This is a genomic window from Rhizobium croatiense, assembly GCF_019793465.1.
Classification (GTDB): domain Bacteria; phylum Pseudomonadota; class Alphaproteobacteria; order Rhizobiales; family Rhizobiaceae; genus Rhizobium; species Rhizobium croatiense.
On record NZ_JAILYJ010000009.1, the window covers coordinates 239,490 to 263,707 of the forward strand.

The 24,218-nt window shown below is 61.4% G+C and carries 24 protein-coding genes and 2 pseudogenes; 9 read left to right on the forward strand and 17 right to left on the reverse strand.

From position 1 onward, the window contains the following. Positions 1 to 34: 34 nt before the first annotated feature. The 6 genes and pseudogenes from K6M89_RS16855 to K6M89_RS16880 all read right to left on the reverse strand — a co-directional run bounded on the left by K6M89_RS16855 (position 35) and on the right by K6M89_RS16880 (position 4,530). Positions 35 to 393 (reverse strand): annotated as a pseudogene (locus K6M89_RS16855) (VOC family protein). Between the two features lie 73 nt (positions 394 to 466). Further along, entirely contained in the window at positions 467 to 1,669 is a 1,203-nt protein-coding gene (locus K6M89_RS16860; RefSeq protein ID WP_222140211.1) for an ABC transporter permease, read from the reverse strand. Then, positions 1,659 to 2,375 carry an ABC transporter ATP-binding protein gene (locus K6M89_RS16865; protein WP_222140212.1) on the reverse strand — a complete coding sequence of 239 codons (717 nt, stop codon included), beginning with the start codon at positions 2,373 to 2,375 and terminating at the stop codon, positions 1,659 to 1,661. Before K6M89_RS16865 ends, K6M89_RS16860 begins: the two co-directional genes overlap by 11 nt. Before the next feature lie 12 nt (positions 2,376 to 2,387). After that, positions 2,388 to 3,680, reverse strand: coding sequence for an efflux RND transporter periplasmic adaptor subunit (locus K6M89_RS16870; protein WP_222140213.1), 1,293 nt, complete (start codon positions 3,678 to 3,680; stop codon positions 2,388 to 2,390). 257 nt (positions 3,681 to 3,937) lie between these two features. Continuing rightward, positions 3,938 to 4,312 carry a GFA family protein gene (locus K6M89_RS16875; RefSeq protein WP_222140214.1) on the reverse strand — a complete coding sequence of 125 codons (375 nt, stop codon included), beginning with the start codon at positions 4,310 to 4,312 and terminating at the stop codon, positions 3,938 to 3,940. 8 nt (positions 4,313 to 4,320) lie between these two features. Beyond that, positions 4,321 to 4,530, reverse strand: coding sequence for a hypothetical protein (locus K6M89_RS16880; protein ID WP_064683680.1), 210 nt, complete (start codon positions 4,528 to 4,530; stop codon positions 4,321 to 4,323). Between the two features lie 376 nt (positions 4,531 to 4,906). On the opposite strand from K6M89_RS16880, the gene K6M89_RS16885 reads away from it, so the two are divergent. Continuing rightward, the gene (locus K6M89_RS16885; RefSeq protein WP_222140215.1) at positions 4,907 to 5,089 is read left to right on the forward strand and encodes a hypothetical protein; all 183 of its coding nucleotides are present in this window, start codon (positions 4,907 to 4,909) and stop codon (positions 5,087 to 5,089) included. A gap of 262 nt (positions 5,090 to 5,351) precedes the next feature. Here K6M89_RS16885 and K6M89_RS16890 read toward each other — a convergent pair whose 3' ends face one another. The 4 genes from K6M89_RS16890 to K6M89_RS16905 form a co-directional block, all read right to left on the reverse strand. Next, on the reverse strand, positions 5,352 to 5,798 hold the full coding sequence (locus tag K6M89_RS16890) for a methyltransferase family protein (protein WP_438826587.1): 447 nt from the start codon (positions 5,796 to 5,798) through the stop codon (positions 5,352 to 5,354). Between the two features lie 90 nt (positions 5,799 to 5,888). After that, complete coding sequence (locus K6M89_RS16895; RefSeq protein WP_222140216.1) at positions 5,889 to 6,596, reverse strand: helix-turn-helix transcriptional regulator; 708 nt, start codon at positions 6,594 to 6,596, stop codon at positions 5,889 to 5,891. After that, the gene (locus tag K6M89_RS16900; RefSeq protein WP_222140236.1) at positions 6,593 to 7,525 is read right to left on the reverse strand and encodes an NAD(P)-dependent alcohol dehydrogenase; all 933 of its coding nucleotides are present in this window, start codon (positions 7,523 to 7,525) and stop codon (positions 6,593 to 6,595) included. The genes K6M89_RS16895 and K6M89_RS16900 overlap by 4 nt, the downstream gene beginning before the upstream one ends. 338 nt (positions 7,526 to 7,863) lie before the next feature. Continuing rightward, positions 7,864 to 8,604: an SDR family oxidoreductase gene (locus K6M89_RS16905; protein ID WP_222140217.1), complete on the reverse strand. Its 741-nt coding sequence runs from the start codon at positions 8,602 to 8,604 to the stop codon at positions 7,864 to 7,866. Positions 8,605 to 9,076: 472 nt separating this feature from the next. Here K6M89_RS16905 and K6M89_RS16910 point away from each other — a divergent pair, with 472 nt between their 5' ends. From K6M89_RS16910 to K6M89_RS16925, 4 genes are all read left to right on the forward strand, one after another. Then, positions 9,077 to 9,457 (forward strand): DUF2255 family protein, encoded by a 381-nt coding sequence (locus K6M89_RS16910; protein WP_222140218.1) that lies wholly within the window; start codon positions 9,077 to 9,079, stop codon positions 9,455 to 9,457. 80 nt (positions 9,458 to 9,537) lie between these two features. Further along, positions 9,538 to 10,521: an aldo/keto reductase gene (locus K6M89_RS16915; protein WP_222140219.1), complete on the forward strand. Its 984-nt coding sequence runs from the start codon at positions 9,538 to 9,540 to the stop codon at positions 10,519 to 10,521. A gap of 174 nt (positions 10,522 to 10,695) precedes the next feature. After that, positions 10,696 to 11,436: a carboxymuconolactone decarboxylase family protein gene (locus tag K6M89_RS16920; RefSeq protein ID WP_246642497.1), complete on the forward strand. Its 741-nt coding sequence runs from the start codon at positions 10,696 to 10,698 to the stop codon at positions 11,434 to 11,436. Positions 11,437 to 11,569: 133 nt separating this feature from the next. Further along, the gene (locus K6M89_RS16925; protein ID WP_222140220.1) at positions 11,570 to 12,463 is read left to right on the forward strand and encodes a LysR family transcriptional regulator; all 894 of its coding nucleotides are present in this window, start codon (positions 11,570 to 11,572) and stop codon (positions 12,461 to 12,463) included. A gap of 60 nt (positions 12,464 to 12,523) precedes the next feature. On the opposite strand, the gene K6M89_RS16930 is transcribed toward K6M89_RS16925, so the two are convergent. Then, a complete protein-coding gene (locus K6M89_RS16930; protein ID WP_222140221.1) occupies positions 12,524 to 13,429 on the reverse strand; it encodes a LysR family transcriptional regulator in 906 nt (301 codons plus the stop codon). 331 nt (positions 13,430 to 13,760) lie between these two features. On the opposite strand from K6M89_RS16930, the gene K6M89_RS16935 reads away from it, so the two are divergent. The 3 genes and pseudogenes from K6M89_RS16935 (at position 13,761) to K6M89_RS16945 (ending at position 14,908) form a co-directional block, all read left to right on the forward strand. Next, positions 13,761 to 14,060 carry a YciI family protein gene (locus K6M89_RS16935; RefSeq protein WP_222140222.1) on the forward strand — a complete coding sequence of 100 codons (300 nt, stop codon included), beginning with the start codon at positions 13,761 to 13,763 and terminating at the stop codon, positions 14,058 to 14,060. Between the two features lie 56 nt (positions 14,061 to 14,116). Further along, positions 14,117 to 14,509 (forward strand): annotated as a pseudogene (locus K6M89_RS16940) (molybdopterin cofactor-binding domain-containing protein); the annotation flags it as partial. A 216-nt stretch (positions 14,510 to 14,725) separates the two neighbouring features. Next, positions 14,726 to 14,908: a hypothetical protein gene (locus tag K6M89_RS16945; RefSeq protein ID WP_097579248.1), complete on the forward strand. Its 183-nt coding sequence runs from the start codon at positions 14,726 to 14,728 to the stop codon at positions 14,906 to 14,908. Between the two features lie 89 nt (positions 14,909 to 14,997). On the opposite strand, the gene K6M89_RS16950 is transcribed toward K6M89_RS16945, so the two are convergent. The 6 genes from K6M89_RS16950 to K6M89_RS16975 all read right to left on the reverse strand — a co-directional run bounded on the left by K6M89_RS16950 (position 14,998) and on the right by K6M89_RS16975 (position 22,819). Beyond that, positions 14,998 to 15,585 carry a hypothetical protein gene (locus K6M89_RS16950; RefSeq protein WP_222140223.1) on the reverse strand — a complete coding sequence of 196 codons (588 nt, stop codon included), beginning with the start codon at positions 15,583 to 15,585 and terminating at the stop codon, positions 14,998 to 15,000. A 190-nt stretch (positions 15,586 to 15,775) separates the two neighbouring features. Further along, positions 15,776 to 16,855 carry an ABC transporter ATP-binding protein gene (locus tag K6M89_RS16955; protein WP_222140224.1) on the reverse strand — a complete coding sequence of 360 codons (1,080 nt, stop codon included), beginning with the start codon at positions 16,853 to 16,855 and terminating at the stop codon, positions 15,776 to 15,778. A gap of 18 nt (positions 16,856 to 16,873) precedes the next feature. Beyond that, positions 16,874 to 17,926: a carbohydrate ABC transporter permease gene (locus tag K6M89_RS16960; protein ID WP_222140225.1), complete on the reverse strand. Its 1,053-nt coding sequence runs from the start codon at positions 17,924 to 17,926 to the stop codon at positions 16,874 to 16,876. Next, entirely contained in the window at positions 17,923 to 18,960 is a 1,038-nt protein-coding gene (locus tag K6M89_RS16965) for a carbohydrate ABC transporter permease (RefSeq protein ID WP_097579245.1), read from the reverse strand. The genes K6M89_RS16960 and K6M89_RS16965 overlap by 4 nt, the downstream gene beginning before the upstream one ends. A gap of 11 nt (positions 18,961 to 18,971) precedes the next feature. Continuing rightward, the gene (locus tag K6M89_RS16970) at positions 18,972 to 20,231 is read right to left on the reverse strand and encodes an ABC transporter substrate-binding protein (RefSeq protein ID WP_222140226.1); all 1,260 of its coding nucleotides are present in this window, start codon (positions 20,229 to 20,231) and stop codon (positions 18,972 to 18,974) included. Between the two features lie 65 nt (positions 20,232 to 20,296). Beyond that, on the reverse strand, positions 20,297 to 22,819 hold the full coding sequence (locus K6M89_RS16975) for a hypothetical protein (RefSeq protein WP_222140227.1): 2,523 nt from the start codon (positions 22,817 to 22,819) through the stop codon (positions 20,297 to 20,299). 186 nt (positions 22,820 to 23,005) lie between these two features. Here K6M89_RS16975 and K6M89_RS16980 point away from each other — a divergent pair, with 186 nt between their 5' ends. Next, positions 23,006 to 24,061 (forward strand): LacI family DNA-binding transcriptional regulator, encoded by a 1,056-nt coding sequence (locus K6M89_RS16980; RefSeq protein ID WP_222140228.1) that lies wholly within the window; start codon positions 23,006 to 23,008, stop codon positions 24,059 to 24,061. Positions 24,062 to 24,218 lie beyond the last annotated feature (157 nt).

Sequence of the window (24,218 nt, forward strand, 5' to 3'; positions counted from 1 at the left end):
CGGGCGCTTCATCAAGCAAACACCTGACCCTCAGTCAGCTCTTGCGAAAAGCCCGGCTGGACACCGAGATCGAATTTTGACAGGGGTCTTTGGCATTGGCGAACACATAGCCGTCGGCTTGGTGGAGAGCACCGAACTCAAGGCCGTTCTCCGCGCAACGCCGGCAAAAAGCCTCGACATCCTCCACGTCGAAGACGAGCTTGACGATGGATTGGCCGCCCCGTTGTCCCTTGGCAGCCGGATGAAGCATTATATTGGCGCCACCGTCCTGAGCGACAAGTTCAACGATCCTGTCGCCCGGCAGACGTGTCGTCGTGAAGCCGAAGTGCTTCTCATAAACCGTGCCGTTTCCTCGACGTTCCCAGCGTAGATCACCAGCCTGTTGAGCGGCATGATGCGGACCTCCGATAGCGCTTGCATCCGATTGATAGGAATAGCGGGACATCGCGCGTTTTGCCACGCCGCTTCACTCGTGCCGCAGCGCCTCGATCGGGTTCAACTGGGCGGCCCGTCTTGCCGGGAAATAGCCGAAGATCATGCCGATTGCGGCGGAGAAGAGGAAGGCGACGGCGACCATCAGGGGGCTGAAGACGAAGGGGACTTTCAGGAGGGTGACCGCCACCAACCCGAGGCTGAGGCCGAGCACAATGCCAGTGATGCCACCGAAGAGCGACAGCGCCACCGCTTCGACCAGGAACTGGGTGAGCACCTGGCTTTCGAGCGCGCCGATCGCCAGGCGGATGCCGATTTCGCGGGTGCGTTCGGTGACGGAGACCAGCATGATGTTCATGATGCCGATGCCGCCGACGAGCAGGCTGATGGCAGCCACCGCGCCGAGCAGGCCGGTGAGCAGCGTCGTCGTTCCGGTCATCGCCTCGGCGATCTGCGTCATGTCGTTGACGTTGAAATCGTCCTGCCGGCCGGGAATGATCTTGCGGCGTTCGCGCAGCAGGTTTTCGACATCGGCCTGCACCTTGGCAGTCGACACGCCGTCGCGCGCCGAGATGACGATCTGCGGCACGTTGCTGTTGCCGCTGATGCGCCGCTGGAACACCTTGACCGGCATGATGACGACATCGTCCTGATCGGTGCCCATGCCGGACTGGCCACGCCTGGCGAGCACGCCGACGACAGGGCATGAAACCTTGCCGACACGGATCTGCTGGCCGATCGGGTCGGCGGCGCCGAAGAGCTGCGAGCGCACCGTCTCGCCGATGATGCACCGGGACTGGCCGCGTTCCTCGGCGGGGCTGAAATTGCGGCCGAGCGCCAGATTCCAGTCCTGCGCGATGAAATAGTCGTTGGTGGTGCCATAAACGCTGGTGGAATGATTCTGGCCGCCTGATATGACCGTCGCCGTCGACTGGTTGAGCGGCGCCACGGCCCTCAAGCCGCCGATCTGGTCGCGAATGGCGGCAACGTCCTTGACGCTGAACCGCTTGGCCTCGGAGCTCGCCCGGCCGGGTCCGAACTGGCCGGGGCGGACGAACAGCATGTTGGTGCCGAGCCGCGACAGTTCGGTCGAGACCTGCGCGGTCGTGCCGTTGCCGATCGTCACCAGCGCAATGACGGCGGCAACGCCGATGACGACGCCGAGCACGGTCAGGAAAGAGCGCAGCATGTTGCGGCTGATGGCGCGCAGCGCGAGTTTCAGCGTCTCAAAGAACATGATCCGCCCTCCTCCGGTGCTCGACCTCGGTCTCCAGCTTGCCGTCGACAAACCTGAGCAGCCGCTCGGCATAGGCGGCGATATCGGGCTCGTGCGTGACCATGACGATGGTGATGCCCTTCTCGCGATTCAGCCGTGTCAGCAGATCCATGATCTCGACGCTGGTCTTGGTGTCGAGATTGCCGGTAGGCTCATCGGCGAGCAGCAGCGCCGGTTCGGTGACGATGGCACGGGCAATCGCGACGCGCTGCTGCTGGCCGCCTGATAGCTCCTGCGTCTTGTGATGTTCGCGGCCGGACAGGCCGACCAGCGCCAGGGCTTCGCGCGCCCTTTCGCGCCGCTCACGCACCGCCATGCCGCGATAGATCAGCGGCAGTTCGACATTCTCGACCGCAGAGGTGCGCGACAAGAGATTGAAGCCCTGGAAGACGAATCCGAGCATGTGGCGGCGCAGGAGCGTCAACTGGGCGCGGTCAAAGTCGCTGGTCGGGATCCCCTGGAAGACGTATTCGCCGGATGTCGGCACGTCGAGGCAGCCGAGGATGTTCATCGCCGTCGATTTGCCGGAGCCGGATGGCCCCATGATCGCGACGAATTCATGGGCCTCGATCGCCAGGTCGACATGGTCGAGGGCGCGGATCGCCGCCTCGCCCTCGCCGTAGATTTTCGAGACCTGCCTGAATTCGATGAGCGGCGGGCTTGTCATCCGTCTCTCCGCCTAATTCGTCCGCACTGCAGCGTCGGTCACCAGCGCATCGCTTTCCTTGATTTCGCCGGAGACGACCTGGGTGAACTGGCCGTCGGACGAGCCGACCTGGATGACGACAGGCGTGGAGCGGCCGTCGCGCAGCACCCAGACGCGGCGCTCCGTTCCCGTCAGCGCCTGGGCCGAATTGCCGCCGCGCCGGCGGGGCGGGCCGAAGATCCCCAGAATACCGCGGCCGCGCCGTTCGGCCTGCGGCGGCGCATAACGCAGCGCCGCATTCGGCACCATCAGCGTATCCTTGACGGCCTCGACGGTGATATCGGCGGTCGCCGTCATGCCGGGGCGCAGCAGCAGGTCGGCATTGTCGACGGAGAGGACTGCCTTGTAGGTCACGACGTTGTTGACCACTTCGGAGGCGAAGCGGATCTGCTCGATTTCGGCGGGGAAGGACCGGTCGGGATAGGCGTCGACCGTAAATTTCGCCTTCTGGCCGACGGCGATCTTGCCGACATCGGCCTCGTCGACATCGACCTGCAACTCCATCTTCTTCAGGTCGCCGGCGATGGTGAAGAGGATCGGCGCCGAAAGCGAGGCTGCGACGGTGGCGCCGGGATTGACCGAGCGGGTGAGGATGACGCCATCAATCGGCGAGATGATCTTAGCCTTGGCGAGATTGACCTCGGCAAGCTGCAGGTCGGCTTCCGAGACGAGCACCTCGGCTTCGTTGATCTGTTTGGCGGCGACAGCGGAATCATATTTGTAGGTGGCGTCGTCGAGGCTCTGCTGGGTGGAGACATTGCTCCTCACCAGGCTCTTCAGCCGCTCGAGCGAAGTGCTTGCCGATTCGAGATCGGCATTGGCCTTGGCGACGTTCGCCTTGGCCGAATTGACCTTGGCGCGCGAACTCTTCACATCGGCCTCGAGCTTGTTGGTGTCGAGCTGCGCCAGCACGTCACCCGCCTTGATCGTGCTGTTATAATCGACGTTGACGTCGCGGACCGTGCCGGAAAGCTCGCTCGATATATCCACCTGCTCGGTCGGCTGCACCGAGCCGGTGGCGGTGACGAGCACCGTCAGGGCGCCGCGTTTTGCCGGCTGCGTCGTGTAGCTCACTTCGCTTTGCCCGCTGCCGGCGTAGAAATAAGCGGCAGCCGCGGCGGCAACGGCGAGGATCAGCAGGATGAGCAGGCGTCCGCGCCAGCGGCTGCGCTTGTCCCGCTTTCCCGATGCGGCAAGAACCGCTGCGAGGTCGGGCGTCGCGCCCGCCTTGGCTCCGGTTTCGTTGCCGCTCACGATTTTGTTCATGTCATCCTCGATCAGTCAGTGGCCGCCTCGGCCCTGCAATGAACTAATCACACTGCAGATGAACCGGGAATTAGCGTTGCCGCCGAACTGGCACGGAATTGCGGACGGGCGAAATGAAATATTGGTAAGAAAAGTCAAGTTTTTCGGCGCGACAGAGCTTATCGCCCGAAAATGGGCAGCCGCTTGAAATCACGAGATGCGGAGAAACAAGGGCTGAGGCCTGGTAAGCGATCGGAAAGCGGCCGCTTCAGCGCCTGTCAATTGGCGTCTTCGGCATATTGCCCGGCGCCCGGCAACTCACGCAGCCAGGCTTCGCGCCGCTTGATCCAGAGCTCGTGATCCGGCTCAAGGTCTGTCGGTGGACTGTCGAGCGAACCGAGACGGATTTCCACCGTCGCCTCCTGCAGGCAGAAAAGCCTGCCGCCGCAGGCGGGGCAGAAGCTGCGGCCGGCAAAGGTTGATATCTCGCCACTGTGCGAGAAGGCGCCGCGGGGCCAGACCGCGAAGAAGACGAAGGCGGAACCGCTCGATTTGCGGCAATCGGCGCAATGGCAGAGGCCGACGCGGAGCGGCTCGCCTTCGACGCTGTAGGCGACCGCCCCGCAAAGGCAGCTTCCGCTTCGCCTCCGCATCGCGACCGTCAGGAATCGAGACTGGTGGGCAGCCCCGGCGGGCGCCGCTTTGCCGCCATCAGCAGATCGAGTTCGGTGGCGGAGGGGCCGAACTTCTCATAGAGACGCTTGGCCTCCTTGTCGTCCAACCGGTATTTCCTGGCGAATTCGCTGAAGCTGTAGGGGCGGCCACGCAGAACTCTTCGCGCCGGGGTCGCCATTTTCGGTGCGTCGGTCATGGTTTCCTCCTTTCATCGGGTCTCTTTTAAGCTAGAGCGGCCCTTCGATTTGGAAAGGAGTCGACGGGCCGTATCGGGAGGGTGAACCGAAAGGAATGCGGCTGATTTTGCGGGAACCTTTTCGCCGATACGCGGTTTTCGAAGCGAGGTTGCGGGCCGCGCCAAGCGGACGCGGCGGTGCTGGAGAACATAGGGATTTTTCCGCTTTCTCCCGATGGCCGACGAAATGGCAGACGAGCTCCCTACCCGCCCGGTCCGCCGCCTCAATCGCATTCTACGGCGACATCACGAAATATTAAAATGCGGAACGCATGCGCCGGAGCGCGGTTGTCAACACGAGGTCGACGTGGCCTCAGTTCAAACCAAGGAGAACCAAATGGCAAACCAAGGTGGAACCCACGAACAGCACGTCAAGGCCGGGCAACAGAGTCACAAGCACGACTCCAATACCCGCAACGCCTCTTCCGGTGGCCGCGACGCGCAGTCCAGCGGATCCCGCGGCGGCAGCCATGAGCAGCATGTAAAGGCTGGTCAACAAAGCCACAAGAACAGCCACTGAGACTGTCCTGATATGAAAATTCGGCCCGCGCTTCGGCGCGGGCTTTTTGCCGAGCTGGAACGTATGTCCGCTGGCATCGCCGCCCCGACTTGTCGCTCGTGAGCAATGCCTGTCATCACTCGAGAAAGGCCGGCCCGCCCTCCGCCAGACCAAAGTCGAACGACCGGCTGTTGCCGAACATGGCTGCGCAATCAGGGGACAACAATTGCCATCGTTAAAAAGCCGCTTTCTCGAAGGTATTCGACCAGTTCGGAAAATGGGATCATGGCGATGGTGAAGAGGGAATCTCTTGAGCGAAGAGATGAGACAAATATACGGCCTCCCGCTTCGCCGTATATCTGAACACAAGATAGGCGAGCAGCGTGAACATTCCGGTGAAAAGAAGACTACCAAACACCAGGCAGACACCGCTGATCATGGAGAGCGAAAAGAGACAAAGAGGGTTGCGCGTGATCGAATAGGGTCCCTGGGTCACAAGCGCGCAATTCTTTCGACCTCCAATATAGATGGTCGACCAGATTCGTCCGATTATGCCAAAAGCGATCAACAATGTTCCAAATTGAGCGAGCAGTGTGAGAAAAAGGCTTTCAGGTCCGAAGCCCGGATGCGCGATGAGCTGGAAGGTGACAAAGGCAACGGTCAGCAGCCACAAGGCCCAAATTCGCCGCTTCTGCTTAAAGGGGCGGTCGGAGGAAGTCGTATAAGCCATCATTAATCCGATCTCTATAAAGTCTTCGAAACGCTCTGCAGGCATGCCTGCAGAGCGAGGTTTAATTTCGGGAGTCGAAGCAATAATCAGCTATACGCAATCCCTCTGTCTGCAGGGATGCTTTTCCTGAGCGCGCCACTCCTTGACGAGTTGGCGGCGGTTTCCCGGATAATGATCGTCCAGGAAACTGACGGTCATGACGTGGTCAGCTCGGAAGATGCGAAAGTCGCCCTGCAGTTCGCACCAACCTGCGATAAATCGCTGTGAATCAATAAATCCCAGCATGATTGGCCATATGGTCCTTTCGGCCACGGCCCCGCTTCGATCTTTGTGCGTGATGCTTATCTTTCGCTGCTCGCGCATCGCTCGCCTGACCTGCGCCAGATCAACAACCGATGAACCTTTTTCAGAACGACCAACAAAGAACGTGTTGTCGTCCAAGCCCCGTCGCAGGTCGGGCGGAAGCACACCGCCGATTTTTGCGAGCGCGTTTTGAACAGCGTGCGCCAAAGCATCGTCCGTGTGCCGAGTGACCCACTGCGCGCCAGCGACAAGCGCCTGGATCTCTTCTTCCGTGAAAGACAGAGGCGGCAAAAGGAAGCCCGGCTGCAGTATGTAGCCGACCCCGGGCTCTCCATCGATATCCGCGCCCATGGCCTGCAGCGTCACGATGTCACGACGGATGGTCCGCAGCGAAACGCCGAGCTCACGCGCAAGCGTCAAGCCGGGCACCGTCCCGCGGTGACGACGAAGAACTTGCATCAGGTCAAATAATCGATGGCTTCGTGACACGCTCAATCCATCATGACGAGGGCTTTTCCGGCGAGCTTCCGTCCGGACTCAAGAGCCGTGATGAGTGGAATGGCTTCGCTGAGGGGCACGATCTCGGCGATCGGAAGGCGAAGATTCTCGTCCTTGGCGGCACGAGCGAGTCTATCGAGAATCTCGGACCTCGGTGTGCACACCACAACCTTCAGTCTTCGGTTGAACATTGACCGAATGAATTTCCCCGGCGTGGGATTGAGGTCCACGAAGCGGCCGTTCTGACGCAAGAGCCCAAGCCCCACTGCGTCCGTCATCGTCGCAGCCGTGTCGTAGACCACATCGAAACGCTCGCGAACCGTCGACAAATCAGTTGTCCGATAGTCAAACACGGTTTGAACGCCGAGGGCCCGCGCCCGTTCCGTCGCCACCGCGCTGCAACTGCCCGAGACCGTTGCGCCCAGAATCTGCGCGATCTGCACAGCCGCTTCGCCCACCGCACCGGTACAGCCATTGATGAAGACGTGCTCGCCGGCAGTCAGCTTCGCCTTGTCGACCAGCCCGTTCCAAGCGGTGGCTCCAGGCGTTCCGAGACAAGCCGCCTCCTCAAACGAAACGGTGTCGGGTTTCTTGGCCAAGAAGCTGTCCTTGGTGACGACAGCCTCTCCCAGGGCGCCGCTCTCCTTGAACCGGGCAAGACCGAACACGGCATCGCCGATCTTGAAACGCGTCACCCCTTCACCGACCGAAATGACCGTCCCGGAAATATCCATCCCCATCGCGCGAGGAAAAGCCCTTCCCGTGACGATCTTCATCCGTCCCGCCCGCAGCTTCCAATCGATGGGATTGATCGCTGCGAACTTGATCTTGACCGCCACCTGTCCTTTACCCGGCGAAGCCAGTTCGAACTCCTCGAGCCGCATGAGATCTGGGCCGCCGTACTGGTGATATTGAATGCGTTTCATAGTGATCCATTCTTCCTGTTTTGCTGAAGGCACGACTGTGACGGTGGCAAGCCGCCGCGAGCCCGGGCAGCGCCAGCGGCCCGACGACCAGGCGGCCTCCCCTGCCCGCGTTTGACGGGAATGCTTGGAGATCGCATGGACATCCGCGGAGGCAATCCGGCGTCGCCGCGAAGTCTGATGACCATGGCTTTCCTGAATCCCGTCACGTCGATGCAGGTTAGACCACCACGGTGCCAGATTCTGGCACCATCGTTTTTGTGACATCGTCCGCTTGCAGATCTAGCGGCCGAGCAGCGATCTTCGGGAGGGTCGCCGCGACCGGTCACGGCAATCCACCATCAGGAGCGGCTGTTCATGCGCTCGAACAGGGCTTCGCCCATCCGGCGCGTGTCGGCGGAGATGCCGATTAGGATCTCCTCCTTATCCGCTTCAAGCTGCGCCAGCGCATCGACAGCGAACTCTTCCGAGGAGACCATCATGCGGCTTGCTGTGCCTTCGCTGCGCGTACCACCGCCGAGAGCGGTATCGACGATCGGTGGCGCGACCTCGATCACCCGAATTGCTGTGGATTTCAACTGATGGCGCAGGCTGAGCGTAAAGGAATGGATCGCGGCCTTCGTGGCGCAATAGACCGGCACATCGGCCATCGGCGAAAAAGCGAGGCCCGAGCTGACGTTGATGATGGACGCATGTTCTTGCTGCCTCAAGGTGGCGAGCAGCTCGGCGATCAGATGGATCGGCGCCGTAAGATTGATCGCCACTTCCTGATCGACAGTGTCGATCGCCGGATCGGTATTGAAATCGCGCTGATGCTGAACGCCGGCGTTGTTGACGACGACGTTGAGTGCCGCATGCTCCGCCTTCAGCCATTCGACCATAGAATGGCGGCTCTCGCTGTTGGCAACGTCGCAAATGCGGGTGATCAGCGCAGGCACGTCCTCCTGTGCCTTCCGAAGCGCGGCTTCGCTTCTGCCGCAAATGATGACGTGATTGCCCTTTTCGCAAAGGCGCCGCGCGAGCGCAAAACCGATGCCGGTTGCGCCGCCAGTGATGAGAATTGTGTTTCCTGTGAGCTTCAAGGTCGTCCATCCTTCCAACAGTTGAGAAGGTGCGCCGACGATGACGTGGTTATCAGCGGACACACCTTTGCGACCGGCAAGCCGGTCTCGGGTGTCGCGGATACCCTTGGAGGGAGAGTTGCCGTCCCTTGAGACGGCGACCGGGCTACCATCCGGTCAGCACTCTTTCGACGGGCCGTTCGTAGCAGAATGCCGATCATACCGCAATCCAGTCGCCATGTTCCCTCGCACCCGGTTACGTCGCTGGTGGACGTGAGCGATGACGGATTGCGTTTCAGCCACCTTTTCAGCAGAGCGCCGCAAAACGCTGCGTCGCAGGCCGAACCTCCATTCGTGACCTGTATTGATGATTCAAGCTCATAAGTTCATGCGATTTGCGGCGCCTAATCATGGCTAGGCACGCGCTCTATATTCAGAGCATGAGATCGGGAAGCGGTACCACGACTGTAGCCAAACTGAGCGGAGAGCGACGATGAACTGGTCGGATGACGAACTCAGCAAGATCAATCAGGCCGACGATCTGAAAATCGCACCGTTTCGCGAAGATGGCGCCACCTACGGCACCCCGACCTGGATCTGGGAGGTCGTCGTCGAAGGCGCCCTCTACGTGCGCGGCTACCATGGTCAGAAGTCCCGATGGTATCAGGCGGCGGTCCACCAGAAGGCCGGACGGATCATTGCCGCCGGGATGACGCGCACGGTCGCCTTCGAGCCTGTGGACGGCCCGATCAACGATCGCATCGACGACGCCTACCGCGCCAAATACGGCAACAGCCAGTATCTCGCGCCGATGGTCAGTGCCCGAGCACGCGCGGCAACCGTTCGGATCACGCCGCGCGACGAAAATACCTGACGGCGGTCGAATCGCATGAGATCGCCTCAGGGCGCGCGTCGTCGATAGCTCTTCAAATCAACCTGAAAGAGGAGAAGAAAATGATCAAGCGCAGATTGGGCCAGGGCCTGGAGGTTTCCGCTTTGTCGCTGGGCGCCATGGGCTATGGCAAGGCTCGCGAGCTTCCCGACCGGGCCAAGATGGTCGACCTGCTTCGCACCGCCGTCGAACGCGGCATGGATTTCTTCGATACCGCTGAAGTCTACGGCCCCTGGACGAACGAGGAGATGGTGGGCGAGGCGCTTGCCCCGGTTCGCGACAAGGTCAAGATCGCCACGAAATTCGGTTGGGACATCGACCAGCAGACGGGTGAGCACCGCGGTGGTGTCAACAGCAAGCCGGCGCAGATCCGCCGCGCCATCGAGGGCAGCCTGAAACGTCTGCGCACAGACCATATCGATCTTTATTATCAGCACCGGGTCGATCCTGACGTGCCGATGGAAGATGTGGCCGGCACGGTCAGGGAGCTGATTGCCGAGGGAAAGGTGCGGTGGTTCGGTCTGTCCGAGGCCGGTGCCCGATCGATACGCCGTGCGCATGCGGTACAGCCGGTGGCCGCGTTGCAAAGCGAATATTCCTTGTGGACCCGCGAGCCGGAGGCCGAAATCATTCCGACGATCGAGGAACTCGGCATCGGGCTCGTGCCATTCAGCCCTCTCGGCAAGGGATTTCTGACCGGCAAGATCGACCTCAACACCACATTCGACAGTTCCGATATCCGAGCGGGAATCCCCCGCTTCTCCGAGGAAGCGCGTCTTGCCAACCTGAAGCTGGTCGAGCTGACCGGCAAGATCGGCAAGAAGCATGGTGCGACGCCGGCGCAGGTCGCGCTAGCCTGGCTGCTGGCGCAGAAGCCCTGGATTGTTCCGCTGTTCGGCACACGCAAGCTCGAACGGTTCGAGGAGAATATCGGGGCGCTGAACGTCACCTTGGATAAGGCCGATTTTGACGAGATCGAGCAGGCGAACATCGTCATTCAGGGAGCTCGTTATCCCGAAGAAATGCTGCGTCGATCCGGTCTCTAACGGCACATTCCACAGCAACCTGCTTCGACGCTGACGACGGGCGCATTGCGGCTTTCGTCGTTGCGCCGCTGCAGGCCCATTCCAGTGCGGTGCCGGAGCAACCAGTTGGAAGGATATCATCATGAACGAATTTTGGCGGCCACGGAAATCTCGCTCACGATGGGCGAGCCTCTCATGGCCCAGGAAGGAAGTGGAGGCGGAGCTATGCCGGCAAGTGCTTCATCATTGTCGGTCAGCGACATCCGGTCCGTATCGCCGGCTCTTGGCCGATACGCTGAAGAGGACCTGCTCGGAAATCTGTGGCAGCGGCCGCAACTGTCACGTCGCGATCGCAGCATCGTCACACTCGCCGTGCTGATCGTCCGAAACCAGGCAATCGATCTGAAGCACTACGTCGACGTCGCTCTCGATAACGGGGTGAGCCCGACGGAGGTCTCCGAGATCATCACGCATCTGGCTTTCTACGGGGGCTGGTCGAACGCGATGTCGGCGGTCGCCGCGACCAAGGACGTCTTCAAAGACCGGGGCATCACGGCCGACCAGTTGCCTGCGGCCTCTCCGCAACTGCTGCCACTCAAAGAGGAAGCCGAGCGCCAACGCGCCACCGGTGTTGAGAAGAACGTCGGTCCGATCTCTCCGGGGCTGGTGCAGTTCACGACCGACCCGCTGTTCCTCGATCTCTGGCAACGGCCGGGCCTTGCACCGCGAGACCGCAGCCTTGTGACGGTCAGCTCTCTGATCGCATCGGGCCAGAGCGCCCAGATCATCTATCACCTCAACCGCGCCATGGATAACGGCCTGACCGCCGACGAAGCCGGCGAGGTCGTTGCCCATACGGCCTTCTACGCCGGCTGGCCAAACGCCTTCTCTGCTTCGCCGGTTGTCGGAGAGGTGCTGCGTAGCCGGGCGAAGTGAAGCCCCAGCCTGCAGCAAAAGCACACCGGTCCGGCGCAAAGGGGTCCGCGGTGCTTGCTGCTCCAGAGTTGATCGCTACCATTTCATAGGCAGGCGTTTATGATGGGCGTCGGTCTATGAGGAGGAGTCATCATTGGAGCGCCAGAATATCAACGACCTGATGGTGTTCCTGGTGGTTGCGAGGGAGCGCAGTTTCACCAAAGCCGCAGCCAAGTTCGGCGTTTCGCAGTCGGCGCTGAGCCATACGCTCCGTCAGCTCGAGCAGCGGCTGGGCGTGCGGCTGCTGACAAGGACGACGCGCAGCGTCTCACCGACCGAGGCAGGCGAACGGATGCTGCAGAGCATCGGTCCGCTTTTCGACGAGATCGGATCTGCGCTCGATGGGCTCAACATTCTTCGGGACCAGCCGGCGGGAACCGTCCGGCTGACCGCCGGCGACTACCAGATCCAGTGCTACATATGGCCGAAGCTTCGAACCTTTCTCCAACAATATCCCGACATCAGGCTCGAACTGGACGTGAACTACGGTCTGCAGGACATCGTCAGGGAAGGCTACGACGCGGGCGTGCGCTTCGGCGAACAGATCGCCAAGGACATGATCTCGGTGAGGATCGGGCCGGATGTTCGCTTCGCGGTCGTGGCCGCAGAATCCTATTTTGCCTCACGCGATGTTCCAAGACATCCGAAGGACCTCATGCAGCACAGGTGCATCAATCTGCGCCTGCCCACTTATGGCGGTCTTTATGCCTGGGAGTTCGAAGAGAACGGCCGCGAGATCAAGGTTCGGGTGGACGGACAGCTGGTCTTCAACACGATCTACAACGTTCTTGAGGCGGCTCTCGACGGCTTCGGCTTCGCGTATGTCCCTGAGGATATCGCCAAGCTCCATCTCGGAACCGGTCGCCTCCATCGGTTTCTGGAAGATTTTTCGCCCTATTGGGAGGGCTTCCATCTCTACTACCCAAGCCGACGCCAGTCCTCGCCTGCTTTTTCCCTTCTCGTGAACGCGTTGCGTTATTCAACGTGAGCGGCTGCGACGACACCGTTGCGCGGCTCCTGCGGGAAATGAAGCGCAAAGGGATCCGCTTCAGACAACGAAACGCTTCGGCAATTCGGTGGCAAGCGCATCGATCGCCAGTCGCGACCGCAACGGCAGATATTGGGTGGTTGGCCACACGGCGTAGCATTCCATCGCCGCCCTCGGCCGATCGGTCCAGAGTTCGACCAGTTCGCCTGCCTGCAGGCGGTCATGGATCAGCCAGTAAGGAAGCCAAGCCAAGCCCATGCCGTCGACGGCGGCATCGGCGATCACTTCGAGATCGTCAAAGCGCAATCTTGAAGTGACCGACAAGTCGATGAGAGCACCGGTCGCATCGGGAAGCTGCCAGGTCAGGCCATAATCGTTGCGCCAGTATACGAGCGTGTCATGTTCTGACAGATCCGCCAGAGAATGTGGCTCCCCTCGTGCGGCGAGATAGGCTGGAGAGGCGCAGAGCGCCTTGCGTGAGCTGACCAGTCGCCGGGCGTGGAGCGCGGTTCCGTTGCCTAGAGCGCCATTGCGCACCGCCAGGTCGAAGCCGTCGGCGATCAAATCGATCTGGCGGTCACTGAAGCTGAGTTCGAGTTCGAGCCTCTCGTGCTGGCGCGCATAGGCACGCAGGATGGGCGCGGCGCAGTAGCGGCCAAACAAGACGGGCAGCGACACGCGCAACTTGCCGACGACCTCACGCCGGACGGATTCAAGGAGAGACTCGCCCGCGCGCAATTCCTCGATCGCACGCACACATCGCTCGTAATATTGCTGACCATCTTCGGTCAGGCTCTGCGTCCGCGTAGTCCTGTGAAACAACCGGACGCCCAGGCGCTCCTCGAGACGCGCGATGGCCTTACCGACTGCGGAGCGCGTCAACGACAATCGCTCGGCAGCTTTGGCAAAGCCGCCGGTCTCGACCGCCTCGACAAAGACTTGCACTCCATCGAACCTGTCTCGCACCAAGCGGATCCTCGCGAAGAGCGGCCCATTGATTGGAGAACCTCAGGAACCAAAGAAGAGAAAAACGATTTCTAATCGTCAACTGCAATCTACGATACAAGGCCGGCCAAGCAAACGATATTTCCTGGCAACCACGGCAGCACAGACGACCTTCAACCGGCTCGGAAGCTGGTTTGGTGTCATCACCCAATCGAAGACTGACCAGGCGCCGGATGTCGCGCCTGCCGGAAGCGATCTCAGGACGGCGGGCTACCTCGGCCGTTCGCGTGGCCGAGACCGTGCGCCGGTTCCAACCCGCCTGATCCATCTTTCTCAACCAAGGAATTCTGCCATGAAACTGCTTTGCCTCGACATTCCCCAGCCCGGCGCCAGCCTGGAAAAATACCAGCCGCATATGTCGGATGAAGCCCGGCACGCCTGGCAGATGTACAAGGGTGGCATCATCCGCGACATCTATTTCCGCCAGGATCGTCCGGGTGTCGCCATCATCGCCGAATGCGAATCGGTCGAAGCCGCCAAACAGGCCCTGAGCGAATTCCCGCTGGCCAAGGCCGGGCTTCTCGACTGGGAGGTCATCCCGCTTGGCCCCTTCCTCAACTGGGAAGCGCTGTTTGCGCCCGGCAACGGCTGAGATTCCTTGTCCACGATACAACGGAACACTTTGCGCCCCATCGCATTCGGCGGGCGCAGACGCAGGTCGGGGACCTCGACCAGGCTTTCGCAGCCGCGGAGGTGAAGGTTGACGAGACAATACTGTTCCCGACCAGGCGCATGCAATGATGGAGCCCCATGCGACGATCGCGACCTGGGATGGCGATCGGGTGACGTGCTGGACCTCAATTCAGCAGATGAATTGAGGAACCCGCGATCTCGGACTCAGTCTCGGCATTCCGCGCGAAAACGTTCGGCTGATCTCACCCTTCATCGGCGGCAAGGGTACGGTGCGATCTGGTGCTGGCGGCCGTTGCCGCGCGAATGGTGCGGCGACAGGTAAAGATCGCGCTTCAACGCCCGATAATGTTCAACAATACGATCCATCGGCCGAAGACGATCCAACGGATCCGGCTCGGCGCCTCGCGCTCTACGAGGTTCCGGTCCACGCCGACATCCCTCATCTAGAGGCCGTGTTCCTCGACGAAGTAGATCCAGCGATATCGCCGGTGCAAGCGAAAGGCGTCGGGGAACTGGGACTGACGCGTGTCGCGCCGGCCGTCGCAAATGCGGTCTACAACGCAACCGGAGGGCGGTTGTCAACACGAGGTCGACGTGGCCTCAGTTCAAACCAAGGAGAACCAAATGGCAAACCAAGGTGGAACCCACGAACAGCACGTCAAGGCCGGGGAGCAGAGTCACAAGAACGACTCCAATACCCGCAACGCCTCTTCCGGTGGCCGCGACGCGCAGTCCAGCGGATCCCGCGGCGGCAGCCATGAGCAGCATGTAAAGGCTGGTCAACAAAGCCACAAGAACAGCCACTGAGACTGTCCTGATATGAAAATTCGGCCCGCGCCTCCAATCCGGCGCGGGCTTTTTGAATACCGTGACGCCCTCACCCCCGGCCACAAGCCCTATTTCCGGTCACCGGCGTCCGGCCGATCTTCCGTCGATCTCGCTCGTAGTTCCCGGAGCGTCCGCACTGAAATTGCGCTAGTTGCCACTAGTATTAGAGATCCCACAAAATTCACAGCGTAAATGATCGAGAACTTATAGCTCTTTCCACCGAGCATAAGTTCGATGAAGTAACACTTTGAAATTGTGCAGGCGCTCACAACAGGAAATGAAAATATTACTACACAATAAAATATGTAAATAAGCGCAACAAAATATAAATTCCACAATTCCTTAGTAAGATTGAATTCTTCCATTGCGATCAGAGGAGGATCGCCGCTCACCTTCTTTTCTATTGTATAGATACCCACAAAACATGCCGCGGTTGCAATCTGCCCCATTAATATGATGAAACGCAGATCGTATTTGTGCAAGAACATCAGGGAAATTGCAGAAATAATTCCCAATGGAAATAGATAAGCCGCGACAAAACGCTCTCCAGTCATCTCTCTTCGATGCACGAGAGCTATGGTAGTCACATAAGCCGACCATAAAGTGGCTACGATCGGAACGGGGCCAATGACCCACGGCATGCTATAAGATGGCATAAAGTCCCCAAGGATGCCCTATCGGTATTCTATCAACTCAAAGCTTTCTCAACTACAAACTTTTGTTAGTGCATCTACGGCTCAAATAAGCTTGAAGTGAGCCTGTCCCCGACCTAACACGTCGGAGCAGACGCTACGGCAGCGAGCGATGTCGGAATGAATGTTCGTTTGAGGATAGTCTCCCTGCCCGTCAAGACAGACGCCGGCCGTCCTCGCCGAAGAGGTGCAGCACGACGGGATCGAGATGGAGCGGCAGGCTGTCACCGGATTTCATCTGCTGCTGGCCGGCGAAGACCGCGATCAGTCTTTTACCCGCCGCCTCGGTGTGGACGACGGTTTCGGAACCCAGTTCCTCGACAAGGGTGACCCGCGTGTCCAGCCGGCCTGCGGCGGCCGCGTCGGCAAGGGTGATGTGCTGCGGCCGGATGCCGATGCTGACCCTCTCGCCCGCCGGGCGCATCTCCCTGGCGATGACCGAAAGCCGATGGCCGCCGACGGTTTCGACCTCGGCATAACCGTTTTCGTGGCCGACGATCGAGCCTTCCAGGAAATTCATGTGCGGCGCACCGATGAAGCCGGCGACGAAGCGATTGGCCGGCGTGTTGTAGAGTTCCAGCGGCGTTCCGACCTGTTCGATCCGGCCGCTTCTCAGCACGACGATGCGGTTGGCAAGCGTCATCGCCTCTACCTGGTCGTGGGTGACGTAGATCATCGTTGCCTTCAGCCGCGCATGAAGGGCGGCGAGCTCGGCGCGCATGCTGACGCGCAGCTCGGCGTCGAGATTGGACAGTGGTTCGTCGAGCAGGAAGGCATCGGGACGGCGGACGATGGCGCGGCCGATCGCGACGCGCTGGCGCTGGCCGCCGGAGAGCTGACCCGGACGGCGCTGCAGAAATGGCTCGATCTCCAGCATGCGGGCGGCGTCGGTGATGCGCGCTTCGATCTCGGGCTTCGCCACCTTGGTATTCTCCAGGCCGAAAGCCAGATTTTCCCGCACGCTCATATGCGGATAGAGCGCATAGGACTGGAAGACCATGGCAAGGCCGCGATCGGCAGCGCCGATGGCTGTCACATCCTTGCCGTCGATGGCGATGCTGCCGCCTGTGGGCTTGTCGAGGCCGGCGATCAGCCGTAGCAGCGTCGATTTCCCGCAGCCGGAAGGGCCGACGAAGGCGACGAACTCGCCGTCATTGACGGCAAGCGAGACATCGCGGATGACCTCGACGGAGCCGAAATTCTTGACGATATTTCTGAGCTCAAGGCCGCTCATGCACTCTCCTGTGTCATCTTATTTCAGTCCGGAACCGGCAATGCCCGTGGTGATGAAGCGCTGCAGGAAGACGAAGATCAGCACCACCGGGATCATCGAGACGACGGTCATGGCGAGGATATAGTGCCACTGCACATTGAGCTCGCCGGCATAGACGTTGAGGCCGACCTGCAGCGTATAGAGTTCCTTGCGCGACAGCACGATGAGCGGCCAGAGAAAGTCGTTCCAGCGCCAGACGACCGAGAAGATTGCCAGCACCGCGAGCGCCGGCGCCGAAAGCGGCAGGATAATGCGCCAGTAGATCTGCCATTCACTGGCCTTATCCATGCGCGCCGCGTCGATCAACTCGTCGGGGATCGTCAGCATATATTGCCGCAGCAGGAAGACCCCGGTCGGGGTGGCGACGGTCGGCAGGATCACGCCCCAGAGACTGTCGAAGAGGTTCAAGGTGCCGATGACCGAATAGAGCGGCACGACGATGACCGAGAGCGGCACCATCAGCGTCGCCAGGATCATCAGCATAACGGCGGTGCGGCCGGGGAACTGGTATTTTGACAGGGCGAAGGCGGCCATGGAATTGACAAGCAGCGTGATTGCCGTCGCCGTCACAGTTACGAAGACCGAGTTGCGCAGGAACAGGAGGAAATCGAAGCGCTGGAATGGTTCGGTGTAGTTGCCGGCGGCGAATTCAACCTTACGCACCGGCGTGCGGTCCTTGATATTGACCTTGACGATTTCACCCGGCTGTTTCGGATCGACCATTTGGCCCATGATACCGATGCGGCGGACTTCAGCAAGCACGCGGCCGCTGCCATCCGGCATTACAACGTTATAGAGCGGCAATGGCTTATCATAGCCGGGCACGACAGCCTGCTCGGTGACATAGGGCAGGACAGAGGGCGGGAATTCGGCAAGGGCCGCCGGCGTCTTGAAGGAGGAAAAGACCAGCCAGACGGCCGGGCCGAACATCAGGAAGACGCCCAAGATCAGCCAGATCCAGGTGACGACGTCAGTCCAGTGCCAGCCCCGGCCTCCGCGGCGGCGAAGGAGAAAGGTGCCGACGGCGCTCATTGGCGTTTCCCCTTCTTCTCGTTGCGGCTGCTTGCTGCGAGCTGGACCAACGTCAGGATGACGAGCACGATGCCCATCAGGATCGAGGCGGCCGACGCAAGCCCCGGATTGCGCAGCGAACTCGCAAAACCGGTCTCGTAAATAAACTGGGTGATGTACATGGTGCTGGTGCCGGGGCCGCCGCCTGTGAGCACGAAGACCTCGTCGAAGATCTGCACGGCGCGGATCAGCGCCAGAACCAGGACGACGATGAGGTTCGGCATCAAAAGCGGCAGGGTGATGCGCCGGAAGATGCGGGTCGGGCTCGCCTTGTCCATTGCCGCTGCCTCGTAGAGATCTTTCGGGATCGCCTGCAGGCCGGCGAGCAGGATCAGCGCGTAAAAGCCCATATGCGCCCAGACCGAGACAAAGACGGCGAAGAAGAAGGCCCAGAAACGATCGCTCAGCCAGGAGAAGGGTTCGAAGCCGAAAGGGCTCAGGGCATAGTTCAACAGGCCTTCGCGTTGCAGGATCCATTTCCAGATCAGCCCGACGACAACCGGCGACAGCAGCACCGGAAAGAAGAACACGGCGCGCCAGAAGCCGCGATTGGAGAGCTCTCGGTTGAGGATCAGGGCCGTTGCCAGTGCCGCGATCAGCATCGTCGTCACCTGGAAAACGACAAAGACGGCGGTATTGCGCACCGCCGCCCAGAAAGTGTCGGCCGCGCAGGTCGAGGGATCGAGATAAGAGCCGCAATCGAAGAGAATGCGGTACTGGTCGGCGCCGACATAGGTCCTGTTCGGCAGGAAAATGGCGCCGCCGCTCGTCGTCGAATAGATGAAGTTGATGACCAGCGGCAGGAGCACGAAAACGGTGAAAATCAGCATGTTGGGCGCCAGGAAGACGCCCGCCATGCCGTTCAGCCCCGTCAACTTCTGCCAGGCGCGCATGGGGATGTCGACCAGCCCCATGACAAGCCGGACAGGCGCTGAGAGCGCCTGCCGCAGACCGGCCTTTGCCGGTGGTTCGGAAGAAACCGTCTTTCCTGCCATGCGCTCTTCCGTCAGTTGCCGGCGACCTTGGCCTTGATGTCCTCGTCGATGCGGGCATAGGCGTCGTCGAGCTTCATTTCGCCGGCGATCACCTGGCTGATGCGGGCGACGATGGCGCTGTAATAGGCGTCCGACCACTTCCAGCCCGGCAGTTTCACTGCGGGCGCGGCCGTCTGGCCGGCCGATTCGACGAAGGCCTTCAGCGCCGCCTGCACATGCGCATTGTCGGTCTTGAAGTCCATCTGGCCGGCGGCCACACCCTTATGCGCCGGAATGAACAGGCTGCGCTCGGCAAACTCCTTCTGCACCTCGGCGCTTGCCAGGTAATCCATCACCTTGGCGACGTCCTTCGGGTTCTGGGTGTATTTGACGGCGACCAGACCGGCGCCGCCCAGCATGCCGGTGCAGGCGGCCGTGCCGCACGGGCTTCCCGCCATCACCCAGTCGAAACTGTCGCCGATCTTCTGGGCGAAGGCCGAGATCTGCCAGCTGCCGGAGTAATAATAGGCAAGGCCGCCATTGATGAAGTCCTCGGCCGCGGCGCGATAGGTGGTGCCGGCCGCACTCACCCAGACATCCTTGTTGACGATGCCCTCCTCGTTCCATTTGACGAAGCGGCTGAGGAATTCCTTGGCGCCCTGATCGATCGGCGCCGGCTTGCCGTCGGCGCCGATGTAGTTGGCGCCGTAGGAGATATTAGGACCGGAGACGCGGTGGCCGGAGCGGTCGATCGCCATGGCGAAGACCTTCTGGCTGTCGGCGACCTTCTTGGCGGCCGCCGCCCAATCATCCCAGGTCGCCTTCGGACCGGGTATTTCGACGCCGGCCTGCTCGAACAGCGTCTTGTTGACAAAGCCGCCGGTCAGCGTCAGCTGGGTCATGAAGCCGGTGATGGCATTCGAGCCGTCGGGGCGCATCCAATCGGCCTGGGCGCCGAAATTGTCGTCCCAATATTTCGCATCGGCCAGCAGCGGGCGAAGATCGAGCCAGTGCTGCGCCTGCGCCTTCAGATTGGTGACGCGGGCGATATCCGGCCCCTTGCCGGCTTCCAGCTGCACCGGCAGCTGTTCCTTGACGACGTCGTAGGAAACCTCGTCGAGGATGACGTTGACGTCGGGATTGGCCTTGGAGAAGCGCGACAGCAAGTCCTTGATGACAGCGCCTTCGCCGCCATCGGAATACCACATGATGCGCACGTCGCCGGCATGGGCGGCAACGGAACTCAAGAGAACAGCGGCAAAGGCCGCGCCGATCGATTTCATTCTGGTCATTTTCTCCTCCTCTTGACCGATGAATTCCCCCGCCCGGCCGATCCTCCACCTGCCGGACATGTCGTTTACGAGGCGGCGCGGCGAAGCTGCCTGCCCGGTATCTCTAGATGTACCGCGTCTCCCCGCACCGACCAGTCCGAGGGACGAAGAATGCGGCCTTCGGCGCGCACGGTGCCGTCCTCCTCGAAGACAACCTCGCCGTAATCCGGATCGATAATGATCAATGCGCCCTCATCATTGCGGCGGGCTGCGAGGCTCGCGAAACGCGCCCGCATGCCGTCAAGGCCGCCTTCGCGGCCGAGATCGGAGAGACGGACGATCCAGCGGCCCTGGCGGCCTGCAAGCCGCAACTCGACATCCGTGGTCGGGCCATGCTTGACCGGCTCCAGCGGTCCGTTGCCGATCAGCATGGCGAGGCCGCCGCCGGAGCGGGCGAGCGCCAGATTGCCGTCGACGACCGTTTCGTCGAAGGCTTCGAGCGGGAACCAGGCATGGGTGAAATCCGGCTGGCCCTCGTGGATGGCGAAATCGAGAATGGCGAGATCGCGATATTGATGCACACGCGGCAGCGTTCCGCAGCCGCCCCAGAAGCTCGGCCGGCCGTAACCGAACTGGATGGTTTCGCCGGGATGGTTGATCCAGATCTGCGCCTCCGGCCGTTCGCCCAAGCGCAGGTGCAGCACCGTTTCCTGATATCCCCAGGCGCCGGGGCGGTAATGGGCGATGGTGCCGAGCGCGGTGTCGCGCGTCTTGTAGTGATAGAGGGCAGCAAAACGGTTTTCGCCCTGGGAGAAGGTCCATTCCTGCGCGTCGTCGGAACGATGCGCGGCGATTTCGGCGAGAGCCTCGGGGAACTGCAGGCCGTGATCGCGGATGCAGACGGCAAGCTGCGGCAGCGCGTGAAAACGCCGGCCGTACCAGCCGCGGCCCCAGAGCAGACGGGCGATGGCCGACAGCTCGACCGAGCGGCCGGGACGCAGCGTGTGTTCGTAGGAACGGCCCTGGCTGCCGGTCAGCATGCCGTGATGGGCGGAGCGGGCGACGATTTCCATCAGGCGGAGGATGCTGGCCTTGGCGCGGGCGCGGATCGTCTCATCCGGCGCGCAGGCGGCAAGCGCCGTCAGGCCCTTCAGATCGATCGGGAAATAGGGAACGGAATTCCACTCGGCCATTTCCCAGCGCTCGAAATGATCGAGCCAGGCGCGAACCCGCTCCTCGCCGACCTTCATCTGCTCGGCGCCGGTGCGGCCGGAACGGACGAAAACGGCATCGGGGAAAAGCCTGCCGCCGAGATAGGCGGCCGTGTGGAAAAGCAGCGCGTGGTTTTCCGAAAAATACCACTGAACGTCGTTGCCCGGCTCGTCCATCCAATAGCGGTAATTGAGGACCGCCTGCTCGATCCTGTCGCGCAGCGCCGGTGACAGCAGATCGCTCCAGCGCGTATAGGCAAAGAGCAGTGGCACCAGCACGAAATCGGCGCAGTCGTGACAGTCCTCGATGACAGGCAGCATGGCCGAAATCATCGCCTCGGTTTCCTCACCGCCCTGCCCCAATGCCAGGCGCGCGAAAGCGCAGACCGTGTCCGGCTCGGAATGAGCGGCGACCTCGGCAAGTGCTTCGGCAACACGATCCTCAAGCGCGGCGGGCGCCGGCCCCTGACGTTGAGGATGACAGATCTCGACGCCGAGGGTACGGCCAAGCGACAGTTCGCCTGTTTTGAAGGTGATGCGGAAGTGGCGGAAATCGGCCGGCATGCGCACCGACGTGCCGAGTTCGAGCTTCGTTGCGCCTTTCTCGAGCGCGAAATCATAGTCGAAGCGCTCGACCGACATGAAGTCGCCTTCGATCTCGACATGGCAGCTCAGCTCCAGCGGCAGCGGCGCCGGAAGCAGGATCGTCACGTCCTCGCCAAGATAGGCGGTGCGATCGAAGCGCATGCCTTCGAGGATCGCCTCCAGCCCGTCCGCCTCATCGGCGGCGATCGGAACGGGAAGTGATGTTTCGACTTCCGGTCCATCGAGATAATCCAGCTGGAAATAAAAGCGGGCGTCGCGCTCGGCCAGATCGTCGAAATAGATGCGGATCTCGTTGAGGCCCGCCGACAGCTCGACCTCGAAGATCTGCTGGGCCTCCAGATTGCGCTCGTAAGGCGCCATGAAGCCCTGTTCGCTGCCGTTGACGCAGAGGATGGCGCCGCCGCAAGTCGACAGGCGGAGGTTAGCAGGCCCGGCCGTGCGGGCCTCGAGGAAGGTGCGCGCCCAGCAGCCGATGCGTGTCGGGCGAAACCAGAAACCGGAGAGATCGACACGCGGCGAGGCAAAGGGCAGCCACCAGCGGATGGCCTCGAATTCGGCAGTTGGCTGCGGCCGCCGGCCGGAAAAGGATGCCTTGAATTCGGTGCGGCAGGGATATTCATGCGGGATGAAATTCTTCGTCTTGGTAACGAAGAAAAACGGATCCATCCTGCCTTCCATCGGACGGTCGGCGACGTCATAGCGTTGCTGCGAGAGAGGGCCGAGCTGCCAATAGACGATCGGGCTATTCTTTGCGGTATCGCGGCGGAGATGGGCTTGCTGCTCAGCGGCCATCTGAAATCTGCTCCGGCCTTGGGATTTCCGAGAAAACGCCGACGCATGGATGGCGGTCAAGCCGCATCTTCAAAGCCTCCCTGCTCTGCCGCTTGTCGCGGACTCCTCAATGGCAATTGTGCATAGGCACTCCATTTGCGCAATCTGAAAGATTTTTGCATAAAGGAGCGGGAGCGAGGAAACGACATGGCCCCGGATCAAAAGAAAGGCAGGCGCACACGCCTCGACGACATCGCCGCCCGGTGCGGCGTATCGATCAGCACCGTGTCGCGGGCGCTCGCCGGTGAAAAGGGCGTCAGGCCCGAAATCCGCAAGCTGGTGCTGGAAACGGCCAGTGCGGTCAGCTACGCGCTGCCGGCCAGTGTCGCCGGCAAGAAGGTGATGCTCGTCGCCTCCGGCGCGGCGATGATCGATTATGTCCGCAATCAGTTCACCCTCTACGTTCTCGAAGGCCTGAATGCGCGCGCGGCCGCGCTCGGCATCGAGATGGCGATGCGCCCTGTCGCCGACAAGGCGGACGAAGCCCGCGTCATTGCCGAGATGCGCGACGATCCGAGCTTTGGCGGCATGCTGATCCTGACCGTCGATGAGGAGGATATGCTGGCGGCGGCCGCGGGCTTGGGGAAACCGGTCGTGCTGGTCAATACCGACGATCCCTATATGCGGCTTTCGAGTGTGACGCCCTGCAACCGCTCGGCCGCCTTCATTGCCGCCGAGCGGCTGATCAAGGCCGGGCATCGGCAGATCCTTTTCATGCTGCGGCCGGGCCGGCGGACGATCGAGCGGCGCCTGGAGGGCTGGCGCGACGCCCTGCTACATCACGGGCTGAAGGCCGGGGCCGAGCTGGTGCTCGAGGTCGACGACTGGCTGCCGGAACTCGGCGCCGAAGCCATCACCCGCCTCGTCCGCGACCAAGGCCTCACCTTCACCGCCGTCCTGACGGCGGGCGACAGCCTTGCCAACGGCGCCATGCGTGGATTGCAGGCGATGGGATATGCGGTACCACAGGACATTTCCGTCATGGGCATCGACGACCTGCCGCAATCGGCCTTTCTCAATCCGCCGCTGTCGAGCGTGCACATTCCGATGCGCGAACTCGGCGCCACCGCGCTCGATCTCCTGCGCGACATGATGCTCGGCCTTGCCGCACCGCGCCGGCGCGTCGAGCTTGCCTGCCATATCGTCGAAAGGGGCAGCGTCGCAACCGTCAGCCGGCCTGCTGCGGCAGCGGCGGATCGCTGATGATCTCGGCCCAGAGAATGCGGGCACCCGCCCCTCATCCGCCTGCCGGCACCTTTGTAACTTCCCTTTACCCGCTATTGGCGTAGTACTGCCTGTTGCGGTGGCGGATGGAAGACCGTTGCACCTTTGGGACCCCAAGCCCGTGGGAGAGCCTGGG